At 57.5% G+C, this 21,432-nt stretch carries 14 protein-coding genes; 10 read left to right on the top strand and 4 right to left on the bottom strand.

Annotated elements, in window-relative coordinates; genetic code table 11:
- The first annotated feature begins 411 nt into the window (after positions 1-411).
- The 6 genes from VNL17_09340 to VNL17_09315 all read left to right on the top strand — a co-directional run bounded on the left by VNL17_09340 (position 412) and on the right by VNL17_09315 (position 7,473).
- Positions 412-1,074 (top strand): PEP-CTERM sorting domain-containing protein, encoded by a 663-nt coding sequence (locus tag VNL17_09340; GenBank protein HXI84276.1) that lies wholly within the window; start codon positions 412-414, stop codon positions 1,072-1,074.
- Between the two features lie 174 nt (positions 1,075-1,248).
- On the top strand, positions 1,249-1,884 hold the full coding sequence (locus VNL17_09335; GenBank protein ID HXI84275.1) for a hypothetical protein: 636 nt from the start codon (positions 1,249-1,251) through the stop codon (positions 1,882-1,884).
- Between the two features lie 68 nt (positions 1,885-1,952).
- Positions 1,953-3,965, top strand: a complete 2,013-nt coding sequence (locus VNL17_09330) for a hypothetical protein (protein HXI84274.1) — start codon at positions 1,953-1,955, stop codon at positions 3,963-3,965.
- Positions 3,966-4,091: 126 nt separating this feature from the next.
- Entirely contained in the window at positions 4,092-5,441 is a 1,350-nt protein-coding gene (locus VNL17_09325; protein HXI84273.1) for an ABC transporter substrate-binding protein, read from the top strand.
- The gene (locus tag VNL17_09320; protein ID HXI84272.1) at positions 5,428-6,348 is read left to right on the top strand and encodes a sugar ABC transporter permease; all 921 of its coding nucleotides are present in this window, start codon (positions 5,428-5,430) and stop codon (positions 6,346-6,348) included. Before VNL17_09325 ends, VNL17_09320 begins: the two co-directional genes overlap by 14 nt.
- A gap of 3 nt (positions 6,349-6,351) precedes the next feature.
- A complete protein-coding gene (locus tag VNL17_09315; GenBank protein ID HXI84271.1) occupies positions 6,352-7,473 on the top strand; it encodes a carbohydrate ABC transporter permease in 1,122 nt (373 codons plus the stop codon).
- 11 nt (positions 7,474-7,484) lie between these two features.
- On the opposite strand, the gene VNL17_09310 is transcribed toward VNL17_09315, so the two are convergent.
- Complete coding sequence (locus VNL17_09310) at positions 7,485-8,840, bottom strand: glycoside hydrolase family 30 beta sandwich domain-containing protein (GenBank protein ID HXI84270.1); 1,356 nt, start codon at positions 8,838-8,840, stop codon at positions 7,485-7,487.
- Between the two features lie 88 nt (positions 8,841-8,928).
- On the opposite strand from VNL17_09310, the gene VNL17_09305 reads away from it, so the two are divergent.
- From VNL17_09305 to VNL17_09295, 3 genes are read left to right on the top strand one after another with little or no spacing between them, the layout of a single operon-like run.
- A complete protein-coding gene (locus VNL17_09305) occupies positions 8,929-12,339 on the top strand; it encodes a hypothetical protein (GenBank protein ID HXI84269.1) in 3,411 nt (1,136 codons plus the stop codon).
- Positions 12,336-14,459 carry a glycoside hydrolase family 2 TIM barrel-domain containing protein gene (locus tag VNL17_09300; GenBank protein HXI84268.1) on the top strand — a complete coding sequence of 708 codons (2,124 nt, stop codon included), beginning with the start codon at positions 12,336-12,338 and terminating at the stop codon, positions 14,457-14,459. The genes VNL17_09305 and VNL17_09300 overlap by 4 nt, the downstream gene beginning before the upstream one ends.
- A 56-nt stretch (positions 14,460-14,515) precedes the next feature.
- Positions 14,516-15,088, top strand: a complete 573-nt coding sequence (locus tag VNL17_09295) for a hypothetical protein (GenBank protein ID HXI84267.1) — start codon at positions 14,516-14,518, stop codon at positions 15,086-15,088.
- A 151-nt stretch (positions 15,089-15,239) separates the two neighbouring features.
- Here VNL17_09295 and VNL17_09290 read toward each other — a convergent pair whose 3' ends face one another.
- Entirely contained in the window at positions 15,240-16,025 is a 786-nt protein-coding gene (locus VNL17_09290; GenBank protein ID HXI84266.1) for a transporter, read from the bottom strand.
- The gene (locus VNL17_09285; GenBank protein ID HXI84265.1) at positions 16,022-17,728 is read right to left on the bottom strand and encodes a c-type cytochrome; all 1,707 of its coding nucleotides are present in this window, start codon (positions 17,726-17,728) and stop codon (positions 16,022-16,024) included. The genes VNL17_09290 and VNL17_09285 overlap by 4 nt, the downstream gene beginning before the upstream one ends.
- Positions 17,729-18,331: 603 nt before the next feature.
- On the opposite strand from VNL17_09285, the gene VNL17_09280 reads away from it, so the two are divergent.
- Positions 18,332-19,261: a metal-dependent hydrolase gene (locus VNL17_09280; protein HXI84264.1), complete on the top strand. Its 930-nt coding sequence runs from the start codon at positions 18,332-18,334 to the stop codon at positions 19,259-19,261.
- 13 nt (positions 19,262-19,274) lie between these two features.
- On the opposite strand, the gene VNL17_09275 is transcribed toward VNL17_09280, so the two are convergent.
- Positions 19,275-21,432 (bottom strand): LamG-like jellyroll fold domain-containing protein (locus VNL17_09275; protein HXI84263.1); only part of this gene is annotated, 2,158 nt, incomplete at its 5' end.

Genomic DNA, 21,432 nt, shown 5'->3' with positions numbered 1-21,432 from the left:
CGGTTGTAAGCCCTGTAGTGATGTTATTTTGGGAAAAGCCCCTCAAGACATCGTGTAAAGCGTAATGATTTTTCTTCCAAAAAAGCGATGTTTTTGATCATCCTGATTGCGAGCGAGGTGTGCTGCTACTATTGTAAAGCCGCTTGGTCCCCCAGTAAAATGGACATTAATTTCCTCAAATACCGCTTGTGCAAACGATTGCAGTTGCTGGATCTGTCACTGGAAAACCAGTGAGATAGGTTGCCTGCCGAACCTGCATGGTATTGGATTACACATTAAACCGGGGATGCTCCTCACCACTATGACCATTGCGTGTCAGAATGAAGTTGACATCTTTCTATGAATCTGCAATCATTTGCACCAAGCGAGTAAAGGTATAGTTCGTTTACTAAACCGAAGGGAGAAATGGTTATGGAGAAGCGAGTTCTTAGTATGCTGGCGTGTGTTGCGATATTCACGCTGGCTATGTCCACAACGAGCAAGGCGAATCTGCTCGTAGATCCGGGTTCTGAAGGGGCGGTCATCAGCGGTAGTGGCAACGGTGTTGGCGGTTGGACGTTCTTTAACGGCGGCGTGTTTTCAACTGACTTCGCGCATTCCGGTACAAACGCAAACAAGTTGGCGGGCGGAGGCGGTTACTCGGTTCCAGGCGCCTACCAAACGTTTCCGGCGAGCGCCGGCCAGCAGTACACGATGACGGCCTTTGGTCTTGAGCCAACGGTTCCGGCTGTCAACGCCAATACTTGGGGCGCTTTGCAGATCACATTCTGGTCTGGCCCCAATGGCACGGGAAGCAATCTCGGCACGACGGATACATCGCCCGGAAATGCGAAGGTCGGCAACAAAGTTGACTCAAGCTCCACAGCGGGTGTTTGGATCCCCTTGTCCGTGACGGCGACTGCTCCGGCAGGCACGGCTTCCATCCAGGCGTTTGATCTTGTTCTCGATGCCACGGCGCAAACGACCTACTTCGATGACCAGACGCTGGATCTGGTTCCTGAGCCGAGCACCGTTGCGATGGCGCTGACGGGTTTGCTGGGTCTCGTCGCGTTCGCCAAGAAGCGTCGCGTGTAGTTTCGTTGTCGGCGTAATACGATTTCCCCCGCTTATCCAGCGCAAGCTGGGTAGGCGGGGGATAAATCTTGGGTGGCTGATTCAGCCAGGGGTTTCCGACAGCGAAGGGGCAACAATCGGAAGCGTGCGTTGTCTCGCTTTGAGTGTGATGACTAGGTTGAGATTTCGGAACCCATGATGAGGTCAGTTAAAGTCGGCCTGTTGGCCATATCTGCGCTCACAGGGTTTTTCGTCTTCACCGGGCAGTCCGGCGTAAAAGTTTTGTCCAAAGCCGCCCCCGAGGAACTCCTTTCGGATCCCAACTTTGAAACACCGGTTCTTCCGGCCGGGGGTTGGGCGCCGATACGGCAGGCAGGCTGGCAGGCATTCACCGGCGGCACGGCTGAATTGATGACGCTCTCGGCCGGCCCGGCGCACTCCGGTGGCCAGGCCGCCCGATTTGTGTCACACGCAGTTCCCAATTTCTACCAAGGGATATTTCAAGCGGTCCCCGTGACGCCCGGTGAGACCTATCAGTTCAGCGTTTACGTCAGGAATGATCCTGCGCATCCGCTCAAGGGCTCGGTGATCGGCCAGTTGTCCATTGAATGGCACGACGCCAATGGCGCCGAAGCCGGTCGGCTGTGGAGCCCGGCTTGGGGAGCGTCATTGTCGGCGACGGAGTGGACGAGATTCGAGGTGGTTGGCGCCGCCCCGCCGAACGCCGCGAAAGCGCATTGTGTGATCGTCGAGAAGGGCCAGGGCCAGCCGGTTGCCAACTGCGTTTTTCTCGTTGACGATGCCTCGGTCGTAAAAGTGTCGGCGGAGTGAGGGCCGGGCGTGTTGCGCGCGTAAGTCCGCAATTGAGTTCTTAACGAACCGTCTGTTAGGATTCATTTATGACCGTCATTGAGAAACGTAAAAGGTCGCTATTTGATTGGGTCCTTCTTTCAAGCGTTTCCCTAACGGCGGTGATTTTGTCAGGCTGCGAGAGCAACCACACCCTGGGACAAACAAGGTCCGGACCCGGGCTGATTTCCCGGCAGACCCTGGCGCAACCCGCGGGTCCTTTCATCAGGGTCGCGCACACGAGCAACGGATACTTCTTCCAGCGCGGCACCGATCTTTTTTATTCGCTGGGCGTCTGCGTCGTCATCCCCGAGGAGACCTGGCCCGACCGGCCGGAATTCGCGAAGCGGAAGGCCCTGGGCTCTTACGATGGTTTCAGCCGTTTTGGATCCGACACCCAGGCGTGGGCGCGCGCCACCGCGAGGCGATTAGAGTCGTGGGGATTCAATACCGCCGCCGCGTGGTGCAGTGAGGAACTGTACCAGCAGCCCATTTACCACGCTCGGGTCGTGTGGTTGTGCGGCCCTTCGCGGAATGAAGACCGGCTCATCGACGTCTTCAGCGCCGAATACGCACAGGCTGTCGAGCAGGTTGCCACTCGAGAAGTTGCGCCGTACAAAGACGATCCCTGGTTGATTGGCTACTTCCTCAACAATGAATTACCCTGGTATGGCGAGCACGGCTGGCCGGAAGACCCGAACCATTCCTTGTTCGACCGCTATCTGGCCCTGCCTCTCAGTGCGCCGGGCCGCCAGGAATTATTCCGCTTTCTTCATGAACAGTATGCGGATATCACAGCGCTGAATGCCGATTGGACCACGTCGGCCGGCACCTGGGAGGAATTGGAGAAGCAACCGGTCTTGTTGCCGAAGAACCGCACGGCCAAGCGCCTGAAATATGCGTGGGCCGGACGGGTCGCGGACCGCTATTTCTCAATTTGCGTTGCGAGCGTGCGGCGCCATGACTCGAACCACCTGATCCTCGGCTGCCGTTTTGCCGTCAAGCCGCCACGCGCGGTCATGGAGGCGCTGGCGAAGTACACTGATGTTGTGAGCATCAATATGTACTCGAAGAATGGCAAGGTGGATCTGGGATATCTGCGCGATACTCACGCCCTGACAAAGAAACCCGTGTTGATCACCGAGTTTTCGTGGCGGGCGATGCAAAACAGTTCGGGTGACCGAAATACCGAAGGGGCCGAAGTCACGGTGGACACGCAGGCGGAACGCGCCGAACGCTACCGCGCCTTCGTTAGCAAGGTCGCCGATGAGCCGTACATCATGGGAACGCATTGGTTCCAGTACCTGGACCAACCGCCCGGCGGCCGCTGGATTGACGGTGAGGACTCCAACTACGGGATCGTCGACATCCACGATCAACCCTACAAGGAACTGGTCGAAGCCATGACGGAAGTACACAAGCAACTCCCATCGATCCTGGCTACTCGCACCAACAATTTGCCGGCGTCGTTCGATGAAGAGGCCTGGGGAGAATTCTTGACCGCGCGTGTTTCTCCGGGGCACCTCTCAGCGCCGGTCCAAATGGAGCCGAACGAGAGTGTGTTGTCGTCCAATCAATTGGTGGTCCATCAGGATGACGCACAAGGGAACAAGGGCTCGTGGGAGCAAACGGAGGAAGCCTGGGTCCTCACTTACGAAACGGCGAGCGGTTGGGGGTTGCATGGCGACCTGCCTTTGGAACAACTTGATTTGCGGGGAGCGCAGACTTTGGAAATCGAATTTGAAGCTCCCGCCGGTCTGCAGATTCAGGTGCTGCTCCAGGAAACAGGCGACGGGCCGCCGGGGCATCAGGTCTACGAAGGAGCGCGCGGTGCCGATGGCGAGTCGTACGAACTACCGCAATTCACGGCCACCGGTGCCCGCCAGGTCGTGCGTCTTCGCCTCACCGATGCGGAACGCCGAATCTACTGGGGTAATCAAGGCGGCAACATGATCCTCGACACGCAAGGGTTGAGGGCGATAAGTTTCCTCATTCGCAGCGGACAGGGAAAGGGGCAACTGCGAATCTACCGCGTCGGCTTCGTTGGCGCTGGACAGGATTAACGGATGGCTTTTCTGAGATCGCTGAAACAATTCCACACAGTTTCACCAAGGAGACTGTTGCCCGCCACGCGGCCGATTTTTCTGGCGACGCTTTGCGTCCTTCCCCTTTGCGGCTGCGGGCGATCGATGGCGGATAAGACTGCGGATGGCCGAACCATTATTCAGTACTGGGAGAAATGGACCGGTTTCGAGGACGACGCGATGGAGGCGGTGGTGGACGATTTCAACGCGTCGCAAAACCGCATCTTCGTCAAGAAACTCGCCGTCAGTGAAATGCTCCGCAAGGTGATGCTGGCCACGGCCGGCGGCAATCCGCCGGACGTCGCCGGCCTCTGGTCGAGCAACATCCCGGATTTCGCCGAGAAGGGGGCTCTAACTCCCCTCAACAAATTCATCGACGACGCGGGCATCAAATCCAACGACTACATTCACATCTACTGGGAGCAATGCGCCTCCCACGGTTTCATGTGGGCCCTGCCGAGCACACCCGTTTCGCTCGGGTTGCACTGGAACAAGAAACTGTTCCGCGATGCGGGACTGGACCCGAATCGACCGCCGCAAAGCCTGGACGAGCTCGACGCGATTTGTGACCGGCTCACGATCGTGGATGTCGATCGTGGCGGCAAAATCGCCCGCGTGCGTTATACGGAACTGACCGACGCGGAAAAACACGCAAAAAAATTCTCGCTTGTGCAGGTTGGTCATTTACCAACCCAACCCGGCTGGTGGCTCGCCATGTGGGTCAACTGGTTTGGCGGAAGCCTATGGGATGGTGACCGAAAAATAACCGCGAACAGCCCGGAGAACCTCGAAACTTTCGAGTGGTTCCGCAAGACCACGGACAAATACGGCATCGACAATCTCCGCCGGTTTGGGGCCACTTTCGGAAACTTCGCCTCGCCCTCAGATCCGTTTCTCGCGGGACAGGTCGCAATGGAATTGCAGGGCGTCTGGATGTACAACTTCATCGACAAGTACAACCCGCAACTGGAGTGGGGCGCGGCGCCGTTTCCCGCCAAGGACCCCAAGAAATATCCCGAAGTGACATTCGCGGAGTGTGACGCGTTGATCATTCCCAAGGGCGCCCCGCACCCAAAGGAAGCTTTCGAGTTCATCCATTACGTCAATACCCAGGGGCCGATGGAAAAACTTTGCCTCGGCCAGCGCAAGTTCAGCCCATTTGTGAAGGTCAGCGACGAGTTCATGCGCAACCACCCGAACCCGTACATCAAGGTCTTCATTGAGATGGCGAAGAGCCCGAATGCGCGCTACGTGCCGCGCCTGACGGTCTGGAATGAGTACAACGACGAAATGTCCGTGGCCGCCAATCGAGTCATTACCCTGGTGGCAACCCCGAAAGATGCGCTCGACCGGGTCCAGACGCGCATCCAGTGGCGGTTCGATCGCGTCGCGCGGCGCTGGGACGCGGTGAAAGACGAACGCATCAAGGAGTGGAACAGTTATGACCCGCGGTGAAAAACGCAACCTGCTCATCGGCCTGGCGTTCGTCAGCCCCTGGATCATCGGCTTCCTGGCGTTCACCCTTTATCCCGTACTGGCCTCGGTCTATTATTCGTTCTGTGATTACGACGTGCTGACCAAACCGATTTGGGTCGGCACGCTGAATTATCGCGACCTGTTTACCGACAGCGTCTTTTGGAAGTCGCTCTACAACACTTTTTACTTTGCTGCGTTCGTTTTGCCGTTGGGCCTGGTGATCGCGTTATTGATAGCCGTCCTCTTGAATCAATCCTTGCGCGGTCGCTCCGTATTTCGCGCCATATTCTTCCTGCCATCGCTGGTCCCGATCGTCGCCAGCGCGATGGTCTGGTGGTGGATCCTGAATGGTAATTTTGGCATCCTCAATTACGCGCTGCACTGGTTGCACATCCGCGGCCCGCAATGGTTGGCGGACGAAAAATGGACCAAGCCGTCCGTGATTCTCATGACGCTCTGGGGCTGTGGCAATACCATGGTCATCTACCTCGCGGCGCTCCAGGACGTGCCGCGTTCGCTCTACGAGTCCGCGGAGATCGATGGCGCCAATCCCTGGGTGAAATTCCGTCACATCACGATCCCCATGATTTCACCCGTCATTTATTTCAACCTAATCATGGGCATCATTGGCTCATTACAGGTGTTCGCCCAGTCCTACATCATGTTCAGCGGCGGCATGTTGGGAGGCGCGGGCGTCGCCACCAGCGCTGGCGGGCCGAACCGTTCCGCGTTGTTCTATACCGTGTACCTCTACCAGTGCGCGTTTGATTTCCACCAAATGGGGTACGCCTGCGCGATGGCCTGGATACTCTTTCTCATTATTTTATTTCTGACGTGGGTCGCGACGCGCTCGACCCGAAAGCTTATCTTCTACGCGGGAGAGTAATTCATGCGCAGCCTCCAACGCTTTTTCACCTATCTCTTGCTCCTGCTGGGCTCGATCACATTTCTGGCCCCGCTGCTGTGGATGCTTTCCACCGGTTTGAAACCGATCGATCAAACCATGACCGTGCCGCCGAGCTGGATTCCGTACAGGTTTTTCGTTGAGAAGGACGGCAGACGGGTTGAAGTCAAACCCGGCGCGCTGATCAAGGCCCCATCCTACGTTGCGGAAATCGAAGGCGAACGGCATATCGTCCCGCGTTCCAGCGTCGTCAACAGCCAGATGAAACAACAAATGCCCAGTGGCGAAGAAAAATCCGTACCTGTGCAGATCATCCAGGAAATCCCCGCTGACGCGCAACATATCTGGACGACTGTTAGGCCAGTCGCCATCAGCAATGCCGTGTGGGAAGCGCTGCCTGCATCTGCCATTACCAAAAAAATCGCACCGCGCTGGAATAACTTCATCGGGGCAATCAAGGCCATGAAGCAGTTCCCGCGTTATCTGAAAAACACTTTAATTCTGTGTATTCTGACTGTCATTGGCACCGTGGCGTCCAGCGCGCTCACCGCCTACGGCTTCTCGCGCATCGAATGGCGCGGGCGCAATGCGTTGTTCATGATCGCATTGGCAACAATGATGGTGCCCTTTCCTGTCACGATGGTGCCCTTGTACTGCCTGTTTCGCTGGCTCGGTTGGATAGGGACCTTGAAGCCCTTGTGGGTTGGTTCATTTTTCGCCGGGGCCTTCAATGTGTTTCTACTGCGGCAATTCTTCATGACCCTGCCGAAGGACATCTCCGAAGCGGCCCGCATTGATGGCTGCAGCGAGTTTCGCATCTTCTGGCAGATCGTCCTGCCTTTGTGCCGTCCGGCACTGATGGTTGTCGCCCTGTTTCAGTTCATGTACACGTGGAATGACTTTATCGGCCCGTTGATTTACCTGACCAACCAGGAGGATTTCACGCTCGCGTTGGGGTTGCAGTTCTTCCAGAGCCAGAATGGGGGAACGGAATGGCATTACTTGATGGCTGCCAGCACCCTCGTGGCGCTGCCGATCATCGTGCTGTTCTTCTTTACGCAGAAGACTTTCATCGAGGGGATCTCGATGACGGGCATTAAGGGCTGAGGATGGCGGCCTCAGGAAGGCTGCCAAAGATAGGTCGAAATCGAGTGGGCGGGAGCTGCGCTGCTGCCGGCGCAATCCGGAAGTCTCAGGCAGAATTTGCGTTCTTCGTCCGTCCGGTTCAACACGACCACGGCGACACTCTCGTCGGGATTCCGAAACGCGGTGACCTGGAGATCTTCGCGGGTACTCGCGCAGAGAATCCTCGCGGCGCCGGGACGGATGAATCGGCAGAAGTGTCCGAGGTAATAATACGAACTCTGGAAAATGAGCCGGTCGTTCACCGTGTCCGCTATGACCGGGGCGCTGCAGAGATTGTTGGCATGGTTGGGGCCGCCGGTTTCATCCAGCAGCAAGTTCCAATCAATCCAGCCAACGGTCCAGCGGTTCAGGTCGTTGATGATCTCGTGTCCGTAACGCTCCCCAACATCCCAGGAGCCGAGATGCGGGCCGCCTTCCTGGCAGCCTTCGGTAAAGATGAGTTTCTTATCCGGCCAGGCTTCGTGGGCCAATTGAAGGTTCTCGAATTTTTCCGGGCCGTACCAGTGAAAGGCCGCGCCCCAGATATATGAGCTGGCCTCGGGATCGTTGTAAGACGGCGCGACCCGCTCGATGAGCAGATCGCGGTTATGGTCCCAGATAATGATCTTGATGTGCTCCAAGCCGGCCTTGTGAAACGTCGGCCCCAGGTGATCGCGGACGAAATCCCTTTCTTCCTCGGCGCTGTACAGGCAGGAATCCCAAACTTGCGCGGCAGCCGGCTCATTCTGAACGGTCACGCCCCAAATCGGCACGCCTTCCTTCTCGTATTCGCGGATGAAACGGACAAAATAATTGGCCCACACCTGGCGATATTCGGGCTTCAACTTTCCACCGCCCTTGAATTGGCCATTGGTTTTCATCCAGGGAGGCGGGCTCCAGGGCGACACCAGAATCTTGAGCGATTGGCTTGCTACTTTTTGGGCCTCCTTGATCATGGGGAGCAGCGCTTGACGATCACGGTCGATGGAGAAATGCTTCAACTCCACATCACCGTCCACCTCCGTACAGGCGTAACTTCCGAGGGAGAAGTCGCAACTATTCATGTGAGTGCGACAGAGGGAATAGCCGTGCCCTTCAGTAGGATGAAAATACGCCCTAAAAAGTTGTTCCCGATGTTCTTTGCGCATCCGTGACAAGCTGACGGCGCCGGCTTCGGTGAACGCTCCCCCAAAACCCTCGATCGTCTGAAAACGTTTGCTTGGGTCGACCAAAACAGATGGCAGGCACATGTCCGGATTCTCTTCCAGGAGGACCGGACCCTTTTCGGAAATGCGATCCTTGCTGGCCTTGGCGGTTATGTAATGACGGAGGAATCTACCTGTTATCATGCGTCCCTGCCCCAAAATCCGTATTGCTTATACCATGGATATCGGCGAAAGAAAAGGGCATAATGCAAATGATTGCAGGACTCAATCCATGACAACTTCGAGATCACTCTTCGTGGTGAACACGGCTTCCCAGTCAGCGACACGGAGCGAGTTTGTAACAGTCGATGACGAGCCCTACATCTGCATTCGCCACGTCGACCAACTCAATCCCTTTCTGATGAGCGTGGTCAGCGACAGTGATCACTGGCTGTTCGTCGGCAGCAACTCGCCGTTTGCCGCCGGGCGCATCGATCCCGACAACGCACTCTTCCCGTATCAAACGGTGGACAAGATCCTGAGCCATCCCAACACCAGCGGCGCGCTGTCGGTTCTGCTCGTTCGCGCAGGTGAGCGCTGGGCACTGTGGGAACCGTGGCAGGAGAGCGGACGTATTTATCGCATCGACCGTCATCTTTACAAACACATCCACGGCGCCAGCGTGATTTTTGAGGAAATCAACCACGACCTCGGTCTGCGCTTCCGTTGGGCTCTCGCCACCTGCGAGCCGTACGGATTCGTCCGCGAATGCCAACTCGAGCGCCTGGACGACGCTGGCCCGACGGAGGTGCGGTATCTCGATGGCTGGCACCAGCTGCTCCCGCCGGGCGTCGATCAGGAAACCTTTGGCCGGTTCAGCTATCTCGCCGAAGCCTACATGCGCCACGAATACAGGAACGAAGAATCGCTCGGCATCTTCACGCTCAATGCGGCCATTACCGACCGAGCGGAAGCCTGTGAATCCCTGCGCGCGGCCTGTGCCTGGTCGATCGGCCACGCGCATCCCATCATTCTATTATCGAAGCGACAAGTGCCCGCGTTTTGCCGCGGAGAATTTGTCCAACCCGAACACGAAATCCGCGGCGAGTTCGGGGCCTACCTCGTGGCGGACAGCGTGACGGTTTCGCCCGGCCAGTCGCACCGCTGGTTCACGGTTGCCGACACCAGGCTCGACCACTCGGCACTCATGCGCCTTCAGAATCAACTGAAGGAGCCGGCGGCCCTCGAACGTTCCCTGCGCCAGGGCCTCGCGGCCAATCGCAACGGCCTGCGGCGCCGTATTGCCGCCGCTGATGGGCTGCAACAGACGGCCGATCAAGCGGCGAGCGTCCATCATTTTGCCAACGTGCTGTTCAATTGCATGCGTGGCGGCACCTTCGACGATTCGTACCGTTTCCCCGGCAAAGATTTCGCGGCATTTGTCCGGGCGCATAACACCACGGTATACGCGAGCCATCAACGATGGCTGGGGGAGGTGCCGGAGTCGCTGACGCTGGATCAATTGCACCAGGAGGTTGCGAAACGCGACGACGTCCACCTCTCGCGGCTGGCGCACGAGTATTTGCCGTTGAGCTTCAGCCGTCGCCACGGCGATCCGAGCCGGCCCTGGAACCGATTCGATATTCACATCAAGGATGAACAAGGCCGTCCGCTTTACGCCTATCAGGGCAACTGGCGCGACATTTTCCAGAATTGGGAGAGCTTGGCGCAGAGCTATCCCGGCTGGCTCGAACAAATGATACAGGTATTCCTCAACGCCTCGACAGCGGACGGCTACAACCCGTACCGCATTACCCGCAATGGCGTTGACTGGGAGATCAGCGATCCCAAGGATCCGTGGAGCCATATTGGCTATTGGGGCGATCACCAGATCATCTACCTGCTGCGCCTGCTCGAGAGCCAGGAGCGCTTTCAACCAGGCCGATTGGCCGGCCAACTCCGCGCCGAGACCTGCGTTTACACGCACGTTCCGTATGAAATTGACGGCTTCGACGAGATCGTGGCTGATCCGCGTCATACGATCACCTTTAACCATTCGCTCCACCAACTGCTGATGTCACGGGCCCGGCAACTGGGCGCTGATGGCAAGCTATTGACGGACGATCGCGGCGAGATCGTCCGGGTTTCCCTCGCGGAAAAGTTGCTCGTACCGCTGTTGGTCAAGCTCAGCAACTTTGTCCCCGGCGGCGGCATCTGGCTGAACACGCAGCGGCCTGAATGGAACGACGCCAACAACGCGCTCGCCGGCTGGGGCCTGTCCATGGTCACGGTGTGCCACCTTCGCCGTTACCTGGCGTTCTGCGACAGGGTTTTTGCCGCAAGTGGAGACAAACCGGTGCCGCTCACCGCGCCAGTCGCCAAACTGTTGGCGGGGATCACCTCCATCCTGCGCGACGCAGCCAAACAGGCAAACGCCGGGTTCGATGATGCCTCGCGCTTCCAGATGATGGCCGCGCTCGGTCGCGCCGGCGAAACGCACCGATTGGCCATTTACAATGGCGGCAAGAATAACCGCAAGATTGTGCCGCTTGGCGCCTTGCGCGGGCTGGTCGAGGCGGCGCTGCCGGTGATCGAATCGACCATTCGCGGCAATCGTCGCCGCGACGGCCTCTTCCACAGCTACAATGTGCTCCACCTCGACGGCGACCGGGCGCGCGTGGCCCATCTGTTCCCGATGCTTGAAGGCCAGGTCGCAGTGTTAAGTTCCGGCCTGCTGAAGCCCACTGAAGCGCTGGCTGTGTTGCGCGCACTGCGCGCCAGCGCGCTTTATCGCGCTGACCAGCACAGCTATCTGCTTTACCCCGACCGCGACCTGCCTTCGTTTCTTGCCCGCAACACCCTGAAGGGACATCCGCCGCTGAAAGATCCTTCACTCTTCGTGGGCGACGAACACGGACAGTGGCATTTCCAGGCGGACCTGCGCAGTGCCAGCGATGTTGCCAAACGCCTCGATCTTCTCGAAACCGATGAGGACACACGGAAGGCAGTACTGGATTTGTGGGAGGCCACGTTCAGCCACAGCGAGTTCACCGGGCGCAGTGGCACTTTCTTCGCGTTTGAAGGACTCGGCAGCATCTACTGGCACATGGTTGTGAAACTGCTCCTGGCCGCGCAGGAATCCCATCGCGAAGCGCTCCGGGAAGGTAGCGACCTTGTCGTGACGAAAGCGCTGGCTGAGGCGTACGACGACGTGCGGCAGGGGCTCGGTTTCTGCAAAACTCCGGACGCCTACGGCGCTTTCCCGACCGACCCGTATTCGCATTCCCCGCGACATCGTGGGGCGCAACAGCCGGGCATGACCGGCCAGGTGAAGGAGGAAATCCTGACGCGCTGGGGCGAATTGGGCATCGCGGTCGAGGACGGGCAGTTGCGGTTTGCGCCGCGGTTGCTCCATCAAGCCGAGTTCTTCTCGTCGCCACACCGCTTCACGTATCTCGACGCGCAAAACCGGGAGCAGTCCTGGGAATTGCCCGCCAACAGCCTCGGCTTCACGTATTGCCAGGTACCGGTCAGCTACCAGTTAGCTGACACCACTAGCATCCTCGTCGAACGCGCAGATAGAACCCAGGAAACCATCCCTGGCAACGCCCTGGGAGCGGCTGACAGTGTCTCGGTCTTCGCGCGCGCTGGCAAAATCTCCCGGCTCACTGTAAGTGTACCACGAGCGGATTTACGAACATGAAAACACCCAATTGCCGACAAGTCATCCTTCTCGTCCTGTTGCAACTCGCGACCGTGACAGGCCAATCAATGGCTGTGGCGCGCGTCGACATCGGGCTCGATGAACAATGGAAGTTCATCCGCCAGGACGTCGCGGATGCGGCGGCAACAAATTTCGACGATGCGGCGTGGCAGTCCGTGAACCTGCCGCACACGTGGAACAACCTGGATGGCCAGACCAGCGGGACGCCTTACTATCGCGGCAGTGGCTGGTACCGTCGTCATCTGCGGGTGGACGCGAAATATGCCGGCAAAAGTTTTTTTCTAAAGTTCGACGGGGCCGCGACGGTGGCCGAGGTTCTTGTCAACGGCAGCCCGGTCGGCACACATAAGGGAAATTTCGCGGCGTTCTGCTTTGACGTGACCCCATTCCTGCGGGTTGGGAAGGATAATGTGATCGCCGTTAAGGTAGACAACGCGAAGGATGCGGACGTTCTGCCGTTGAGTGGTGATTTCACTGTTTTCGGAGGCCTGTACCGCGACGTCCATTTGCTTGTGCTGGATAAGCTCTCGGTGACACCGCTGGACTACGCATCCCCCGGCGTTTACGTCAAACAAACAGGGGTGACCAAGGATTCGGCCGACCTGGAAATCACCACGAAACTGCGTAACGCAAACAGTTCCGCCAAGACTGCCACGATCCGTTGCACAATCATTGACGCGAAAGGGAAAACGATCCAACAGACAACTTCCCACGAGGCGCTCGGATCCAAGGCGGTCGCGGATGTCGTCCAGCACATCAAGATTGCCAAACCTCATCTTTGGAATGGGAGAATCGATCCTTATTTGTATCGAGTGGCGATAGTGGTCAGTGATGGGGACAAGGTCACGGACGCGGTGACCCAGCCGTTGGGCATCCGGTTTTTCCGGGTTGATCCCGACCATGGATTTTTCCTCAACGGCGCGTCGTATCCTTTGCATGGAGTCAGTCGCCATCAGGATCGCATCGACAAAGGCTGGGCCATCGGTCGAGCCGAACAGGAGGAGGATTTTCAGTTGATCACCGAGATTGGCGCAACGTGCGTGCGGCTTGCCCACTATCAGCAGGACCAGATGGTTTATGACTTGTGCGACCACAACGGGCTGGTGCTCTGGACGGAATTGAGCCTGGTGAATGAGTTGACCGATTCCGAGGCTTTTACGGAAAACGCGCGGCAGCAGTTGACGGAAATGATCAAACAGAATTACAACCACCCGTCAATCGCGTTCTGGGGAATCTTCAACGAGTTGCACAAGAAAAACCAGTGGTACGATGCGCCGCCCAAATGGGACATCGTCAAGCCACTCAACCAACTGGCGAAGGAGCTCGATCCGACACGGCTCACCACGGCCGCGAGTTGCATCCGATCGACCGACCCGCTGAATGCCGTTACGGACGTCACGGCGTTCAATCGGTATTTCGGATGGTACGCCAACAAGTTGTCCGACTGGCCCGGGGCGCTGATTAATTTTCACGAGGAGTGGCCCAACCGCGGCATTGGGATCAGCGAATACGGGGCCGGGGCCAGCATCAGCCAGCACGAAATCTCGACGAACCAACCGAACCCGACCTCCCATTGGCATCCCGAGGAGTATCAGGGCCTGGCGCACGAGCAGGCATGGCTGGCCATGAAGGACCGCCCCTGGCTCTGGTGCGAATTGGTGTGGAACATGTTTGATTTCGCGGTCGGCCAGCGCGACGAGGGAGACACGCCGGGCCGCAATGACAAGGGCCTGGTCACCTACGACCGCAAAGTGAAGAAGGACGCGTTCTTTTGGTACAAGGCAAATTGGACGACGACACCGTTTGTATACATCACCAGCCGCCGCTTTACCAATCGCAGCGAACCCAAAACGCCGGTAAAGATTTATTCCAATTGTGACGCGGTGGAATTGAAGATCAACGGCGTCAGCAAGGGAACCGTCCATTCCACGAACCGTATTTTTTTGTGGGATGACATTCAGTTGAAGCCTAGTGAGAACCGCATTGAGGCCAGCGGCGCAACGAATGGCAAAACATACACGGATTCCTGTTCGTGGATGTACAAGGCTGCTGCTGAAAAACCGTTGGCTTTCGGGTTCGGTTCCATCACCGGATTGTGACATCTTGACGGGGTCGGACCGGACTTGTTATGAGAGGTCTGGAACGAGGTAAATCTATGCGTGGAATCCATGTCATACCCCTGGTGATTGTAGGTGGGTCACTTCTGGCGGGAACCGTTTGGGCACAGGACACGAACGCGCCGCTCACAAAGATTGAGGTTTTCGAAGCCCAGACCAGGACCGTCATTGTCAGGGGCAGCGTGCTTATTGGGACCATGTCGGCGCAAACGGGGACCGTGTCCGTGAGGGCCAAGGAATCCGTCGAACCTGGTCTCGGGGCGAAGGAATATGGGATCGCGGTTGAGTTGAAGGAGGGTGGCCGGCCCGAGGATGTGACGATGGTGGACTACGACGAATTGGCTTCGTTCCTGAACGGTATCGACTACATCCGCAAAGCCAACCACTCGATGACACCGCTGCCCGACTATGACGTGGGTTATACAACAGCAGGCTGGCTGCGACTCGTCTATTACACCAGCATCAAGCGACCCGGCACCACACAAATCGTCTTACAGAGCAGTCATGCCAGCCGGACCCGGATTGTGCTTTCGTCGGACCAGTTGGCCGAGTTTCAAAACCTGATCCAGCAAGCCAAGAGCAAGCTCGATTCCGTGCGCGGCGGGAAGTAGGCGGTGTGGTGGTTGGCGGATCGAGGCTGAGACGACGCTTATCGAGGGGACGAAGGTTACGAATTGGGCGATTATGCGGGGCCAACCCCCTTTTTCACGCTGCCAAATATGAACCGCCCCAAGCGGCCGTATCGTTGAGAGATTTCTGCATTTACAAAGACCATCCAAGAGCGAAATACCAGAAGGTGTGTACTTGACCGGCGATGCTGTGGCCCGCGCTGGCGAGCAGACTAAAATGGTCAGTAAGTTTGTAGGAACCGCCAAAATTGAACGCGACAAATCCCCGGTCGTCATCCGCATCGCGACCTTGCGCATAGAATTCACCGCCGAGTATGAGATGTTCGCCGAGGTCGCGTTGCAAGAGCCAGCCGGCGAATCCAAAGTCACGCTTGCCTGGCGCAGAATTCAATGTCGCGCCACCCCCACCGTAGGTCGTCCATGGGCCCCAACTCTTTTGCAGCCACAACGGCAACCGGAAAAGGACGCGTCCGTTTCCCAAACCGTGCACTGCGTTGCCCGTGGGTAAAACGACTGCCGGGAAGAAGGCGATTTGCGGCCAGCTATTTGTTTCGTGGACGAAGCGGTACTTGACGCTGAGATCCACGTCGCCCAAGCCGGTATGGTGCGGTGTGTTGCCACCGACGGATGTCACGGGGACTATTAACGACAATTGGGTATCCGGGAACGCGCCATAATCCACCTCCGCTGCGGGCCCGTCGATGGTATAGCCGCCGCCCGTGTGGTCGCCACTGGTGAACAAGTAGTTTTCCCAATGCTGGTAATCCGTGGGCTCCGGATCGTCGGTTAAGAACGGCGGCCCGGCGAACGTGTGCGTCGTAAGAATTAAAGTCACACCCAAGGCCAGGGAAATGAGCCCGAGCGTTTTACCACGTTGGCCCCGAACCTTTGCAAATGAGCGTTTCGCGCAAGCTTTCATTGAGCCATTCGCCAGGGTGAACGATCGGCCCACGTTTTCAAAGCCGCCGTCGCCCACTCAGTACTCTTGTCCGTATGGCAGACATTACAGGCGTTCGGGATTTTCAATGATTCGCTCATGGCCGGGGTTACGAAATGAAAAGTATGGCTGCGGACGTTCACATCGCCAATGGTCTGTTCGATCCTGGGCATGTGACAGGCGATGCAGTCGCTGCCGGCGCTATCGGCTTTATGATGCGTGTGCGCTTCCAGACTTTGCGCATGTGGTCCGTTGGGAGAGTTTGGGCCATGACAGTCGAGGCAAAGGGCCGGGGCGGGTTTCCGCAAATTACCGGCATTCTGCGTACCATGCACATCGTGGCAGGTCGAGCAGGTGACCCCGTGCGTGTACATCTGACTCGTAACGAAATCGTTGCCCTGCATTCGGTTTTTATGGGCGGTTCCGTCCGGAAAATAGGTGAACGACGTCTCACCTAATTTGTGCTCCTCCAATTTCCAATAATCGCCGAGGTTTTTGGTCACATCGAATCCCACCGGCCAGTCATAGTATTCGCCCGCGATGGGATTCTTCAGCGGGCGACCTTGCGAATGGCATTGAATGCAGACATTGTTGGCCGCCACGTAGCCCTGACGTGCCGTGTTCACAATATTGGAACTGGCGGGATGCAGGATATGCTCGCTGCCCGGGCCGTGACATTTTTCACAACCAACATTCCACTCCGTGACCGTCCTGGTCTTGATGTTGTAATTGACCGAATGACAGCCATCGCAGAGCGCGCTGGTCGGGCGCTTAAAATTATCCGGCGGATACAATGGAGCCCACCAGTCATCCTTGACGAAATAGGCCCGCCATTTGTGGTGGGTGACATCCCATTGCGCAGGAAGCACGTAATAATCATCGCCGATGCGCTTGAAGTAGCGCTGTTTCCATTTGCTGCCATACACGAGGGCAATATCGGAGGCAGTGAAGCTTACGAGCGGGTCGTTTGTGGAAAGATCGGAGATGATTGCGTCCGGATGTTGCCGCGGATCGCGCACAACGTTGGCCATCGGGGTTTTCAACCAATGCTCGTAAATGGAACTGTGGCACGTTTGGCAGGCGGCGGAGCCTACGTAGTGAGCGGTGGTTCCCGAGGACTCCCGATTCGCAAGGGGGGCGTTTGCATTCACGGAAGCGGTCTTGGGGAGATTGCGAATGTACGCAACCAACTGCCAGGTCTGTTGATCTGGCAATTGCCACCCTGGCATGGCAGTGTTCCGAACGCCGTTGCGGATAAAATAAAACAATTCGCCATCGGTCCGCTTCCGTTGCGCGATGCCATATTGGCCCAGGTCAAGCGGCGGCGGGTACAGACCGGCGCTGGCGGCCGTTTTCCCCGCGCCATCGTAAGCGTGGCACACTTCGCAGTTTTTTTGGTATAACTCATGCCCCGCAGCTACGTCTGCGCCGTCGGGACTCTTGTCGAGCGGATTGGTGAGAGTTTTTATATCATTGGGAATACTCAGGTTTACCAATTCCTGAGCCACGGCGGTTTCAAGGGCCGAGGGCGTTTGACGTGCGCGCAAACCACCTGAAACGATGTAGTGATAAAAAAACGCGCCTGCTAAAGCACTGGCAATTCCCAAAGCAACAACGAGGCTGACGACTCTCACCCTGAGAACGTGAGGCCGCAGTCCGTCTTTGGGGTTATCCGGATCTTGCATGACATCGTTCACATCTTTGCTGCCATTTTTCCCTGCCTTGACGAAAGTAAAGTGTAGTAAGACGGCGACCTTCCGACAAGCCCCGATGGGTTTTGTGGGGTGGATCAGGGAATTGAGACAAGGTGCCCCTGGATATGAAAAAGATCCCGCCGACTCGCAGAGTCGGCCTACAACCGGTGGCGACGACTAGATGCACGTCAGCTATCGTAAATCGATAATTCTGCTGGACGCGGTGGTGTGAGATGAGCATAGTCGTAGCGTGAATTGTGGTAAAAGCGAAACGGCGGGCGGGCCGGCGCGGATGGCTGGGCCAAGCGTCCCGACCAACAACTGGCAATGGCCAAACGACAGGGAGAGGGGGCCCCTATATGTTTCTGCGAAACGAAGCCATTTCATTTTGTCGTTGTTCTCGATGTATTATATTTATTTGCAGGAGCTTATGCGATTTGCAGTGGCGCTTGCAAATGGGTTCGTTCTGGAAAACGAACCCATTTTTGGGGGGTTATAAGGGGGCAAATGAGGTCTTTTAAGCGGTCTACACACTCGGTTCGTACACTGTTGGGGTGCTTGCTCGACGGCTCGACCACGCATACTGTGGCAATCGTGGATAACATTGCGCATGGATTGACGGGGGCGGTGATTGGGTATTGCGGGTTTCGGCAGCGTGGCGGGAGTGAGGCGGGGCGGGCGGCGTTGTGGACGTGCATTGCGGCGGCGGAATTCCCGGATATCGATGTCGTGCTGGGTTTTTGGGGGAGGGACACCTTTTTTCGGTTCCATCGGAGTTTCACGCATTCGGCTGTCATGCTGCCGGTGTGGGCGTTATTGATCACCTGGATGTTTTGGGAATTTTCCGGCAAAAAGAACTTTCGGCTGTTGTGGTGGGCGGCGGTGGCGGGGCTTGCGTCACACTTGTTACTCGATTGGCTTACCAACTATGGGACGGAATTATTCTGGCCGTTGAGCACGGCGCGGCTGGCGTTGAACTGGGTATTCATCGTAGACGTGTACGTGTGGGCCATCTTGTTGATCGGGACGGTGGCAGCCATTTGGACGCAGCGCGAGTGGGTGGCGAGGACGACTCTCGGGGCACTGTGTGCGTACTTTCTTTTCTGTGGTGCATCGCGAGCGTATGCGTTGCATGCGTATGAAGCGAGGGGAGTGACGGGCCGAACGGACGGGTTTCCGCGGCCGATGGATCCGCTGCATTGGACGATCGTGCGCGATGATGGGGCGGCGCTGCATTGGGTCAACGGTCCGCGCAACGACACATTCGTGCCGTTTCACGATGAGAATCTGTTGCCGAAAGCGGAGGCGACGGAGGCGGTGAGGCTATTTCGCTGGTTCGCGGCTTTTCCGCTGGTGGAGAAGATCGAGGAGAACGGCCACACGGTATTGCGTTATCGCGATCTGCGGTTTCGTTCGGCGCTGCCCGGGGGAGGAGTGCGAGAAGGTATGTTTGTCATCGCGAAAGTCGTTTTCGATGAGCAGGGGAATGTGATCTCCGCAGGCCTGGCGAGCGGGGAACCGTGAGTTGCGGCGCGGTTTACCGTGCGATTCCGGACTTGCCGGCTTGCGAGGTGTATTGCCGGCTCGGAGTGGCTGCGAACGACTGGTTGTCGATGGCGAGGTTTACCGGCAGCGTAACGGGCACACCGGGTTTCAAGATGCTAGCATCTATTAACCCATGAGCAGCCCACGAGTTTCGCCAGGAACCATTCCGCAAGATAGCGTTGAACGTCCACAAGCCGGTGGTCTTGTTGTAGGACGGTTTGTTGAACCGGTTCAGGCCGCTGAGACCCCGTCCTTTGCTGTCCAAGGTGAAGGATGTTTCCGCGCCGCCGATGTTCAACGTCACGACTTTGTTGGAGAAGTTGTAGTCGGACGGCAGGGCGAACGAGCCCTTGACAGTGCAGGTGTCGGCGTTGGTTTGGGCGAAGTTCAAGGTCCCTTGCAGCCGGCTGACGGTGAGCGGCTGGTTGGCGGATTGATGGAGGGTTTCGATTTGCGGAGAGGTCAGCGCGCGCTCGAAGAGCATCACGTCGTCGATGACACCGTTGAAATAATCGGCGCCTTCGGTCGCGTCGGAACCGATCCGGCTGAAGCTGTTGGTGTTCATGATCATGTCTCCGCCCCAGTCCGCGCTTCCCAGGGAGACGCCATTTACATAGACCGTAATGAAGGAATCATCATAGACGACGGCCACGTGGTACCAATTGCCGTTTTGGATGGCGCCAGCGCCAAAGGTCGATGCCTGCCAACCGACGGTGGTTTGCCCTTGCACGAACACGCTGTTGTTGTAGATGAAGAACCGGAATCCGCTTGCCAGATAGAAAGACCGCACGGAAATGAAGGCGCCGGCTGTGGAGGCGTTGCGCGGGTAGAGCCAGGCGGTCACAGTGAAATTATTGGTGAGGTCGATCTGGTTGCCGTCGAGCGCCACGAAATCATCCACACCGTCGAAGCTCAACGCGTTACTCAGTATGCCGGACACGTGGCCGGAATTGGTGGTGAAGTTAAAGCCGGTCAGCGTACCGTTATTCGTGCCGGCGGAATCGGCGGCGACCGTGCCGGCGGATTCGTCGAGCTTCCAGTGAGCCAATAAACCATCGAAGAGGTTTCCGAGAACGGTGATGGTAGTCGAGATGGAATCCGTGGCGCCCTGGCTGTCAGTTGCGACAAAGGTCGCTGTGTACGGGCCCGGTGCGCCCGTAGCCGGCGTCCATGAAAGAGTGTGCGTGACAGGGTCGAAGGTGGCGCCAAGAGGTAACGCAGTTGTCGAGAACGTGATGGGATCATTGTCAGCATCGGTCGCAGACACGGTCAACTGTAGTTGTTGTCCGGCGACGATGCTTTCCGTGGGGAGGGGATCCATGACCGGCGCGAAGTTTGACACGCCGACGATATTTGATCTGACGGCACTCAGCAGCGTCAGGGCATCCGGGTCATTTGAATGAAAGAGAACGGGCTCCTCCGAGAGTGCGGTGACGCTGTTCGTGCGCCCATAGATGTCAGTGGTCACCAAAGCATTCGCTTGCAGGGGCACGGTCTGGCCTTCGGGCGCCCAAGCCACGACGAGCGAGGAGTTGTCTGCCAATTGCCAGGCGTACAAGAAAGCGTTCGTGCCCGGATTGCGGTAACCGGCGAACGTTGCGCCGTTTAACCAATAGCACGTCATCAAGAAAGCCGAGGTCTTGGGATGCGGTCCCCGCGGGCTGTTGACGTTGGTGGCAGACATGTCCCAGCCAAACAATTCCAGGTTTGAGTCCGGTGATTGCCCATACCCAGTAAAGATGTGCGGAATAATGGCTGCAGCGCCGCAGGCGCGGTACATCACGGTTGTTTTGATGGCCCGACACATCCCGCGGTACCAGTCGATGTTCGAATTGTACCCGGGGTTGGCAGTTGCGTTGGTGGTCCCGAGGGCGCTGTGGCCGTACAGGCCGAGTTCATCGACCAACAGCGGTTTCTGCGTCGCAAAGTTCCCAAAGTAATAGCGGAGACGGTCGGTCTCCAGAATCGGCACCCAATCCGGCGTGCCGTAATCCTGGTCCGGCGCGTGATAGCCGCGATTGTAGTCGTGCCAGGACCAGCCGTCGAATTGGTTAAGGCTGTTGGTCATGGCCAGTGACTCAGTTCGTACGAAGTCGGACCAAGCCGGTCCAATCACCTGGATCGATGGATTGATGGCCTTGACCGCCTGG

It is taken from the genome of Verrucomicrobiia bacterium, from assembly GCA_035577545.1.
GTDB lineage: Bacteria > Verrucomicrobiota > Verrucomicrobiia > Palsa-1439 > Palsa-1439 > Palsa-1439.
Note: the sequence above shows the minus strand (reverse complement) of the source record. Positions and strands in the feature narration are given on the sequence as shown.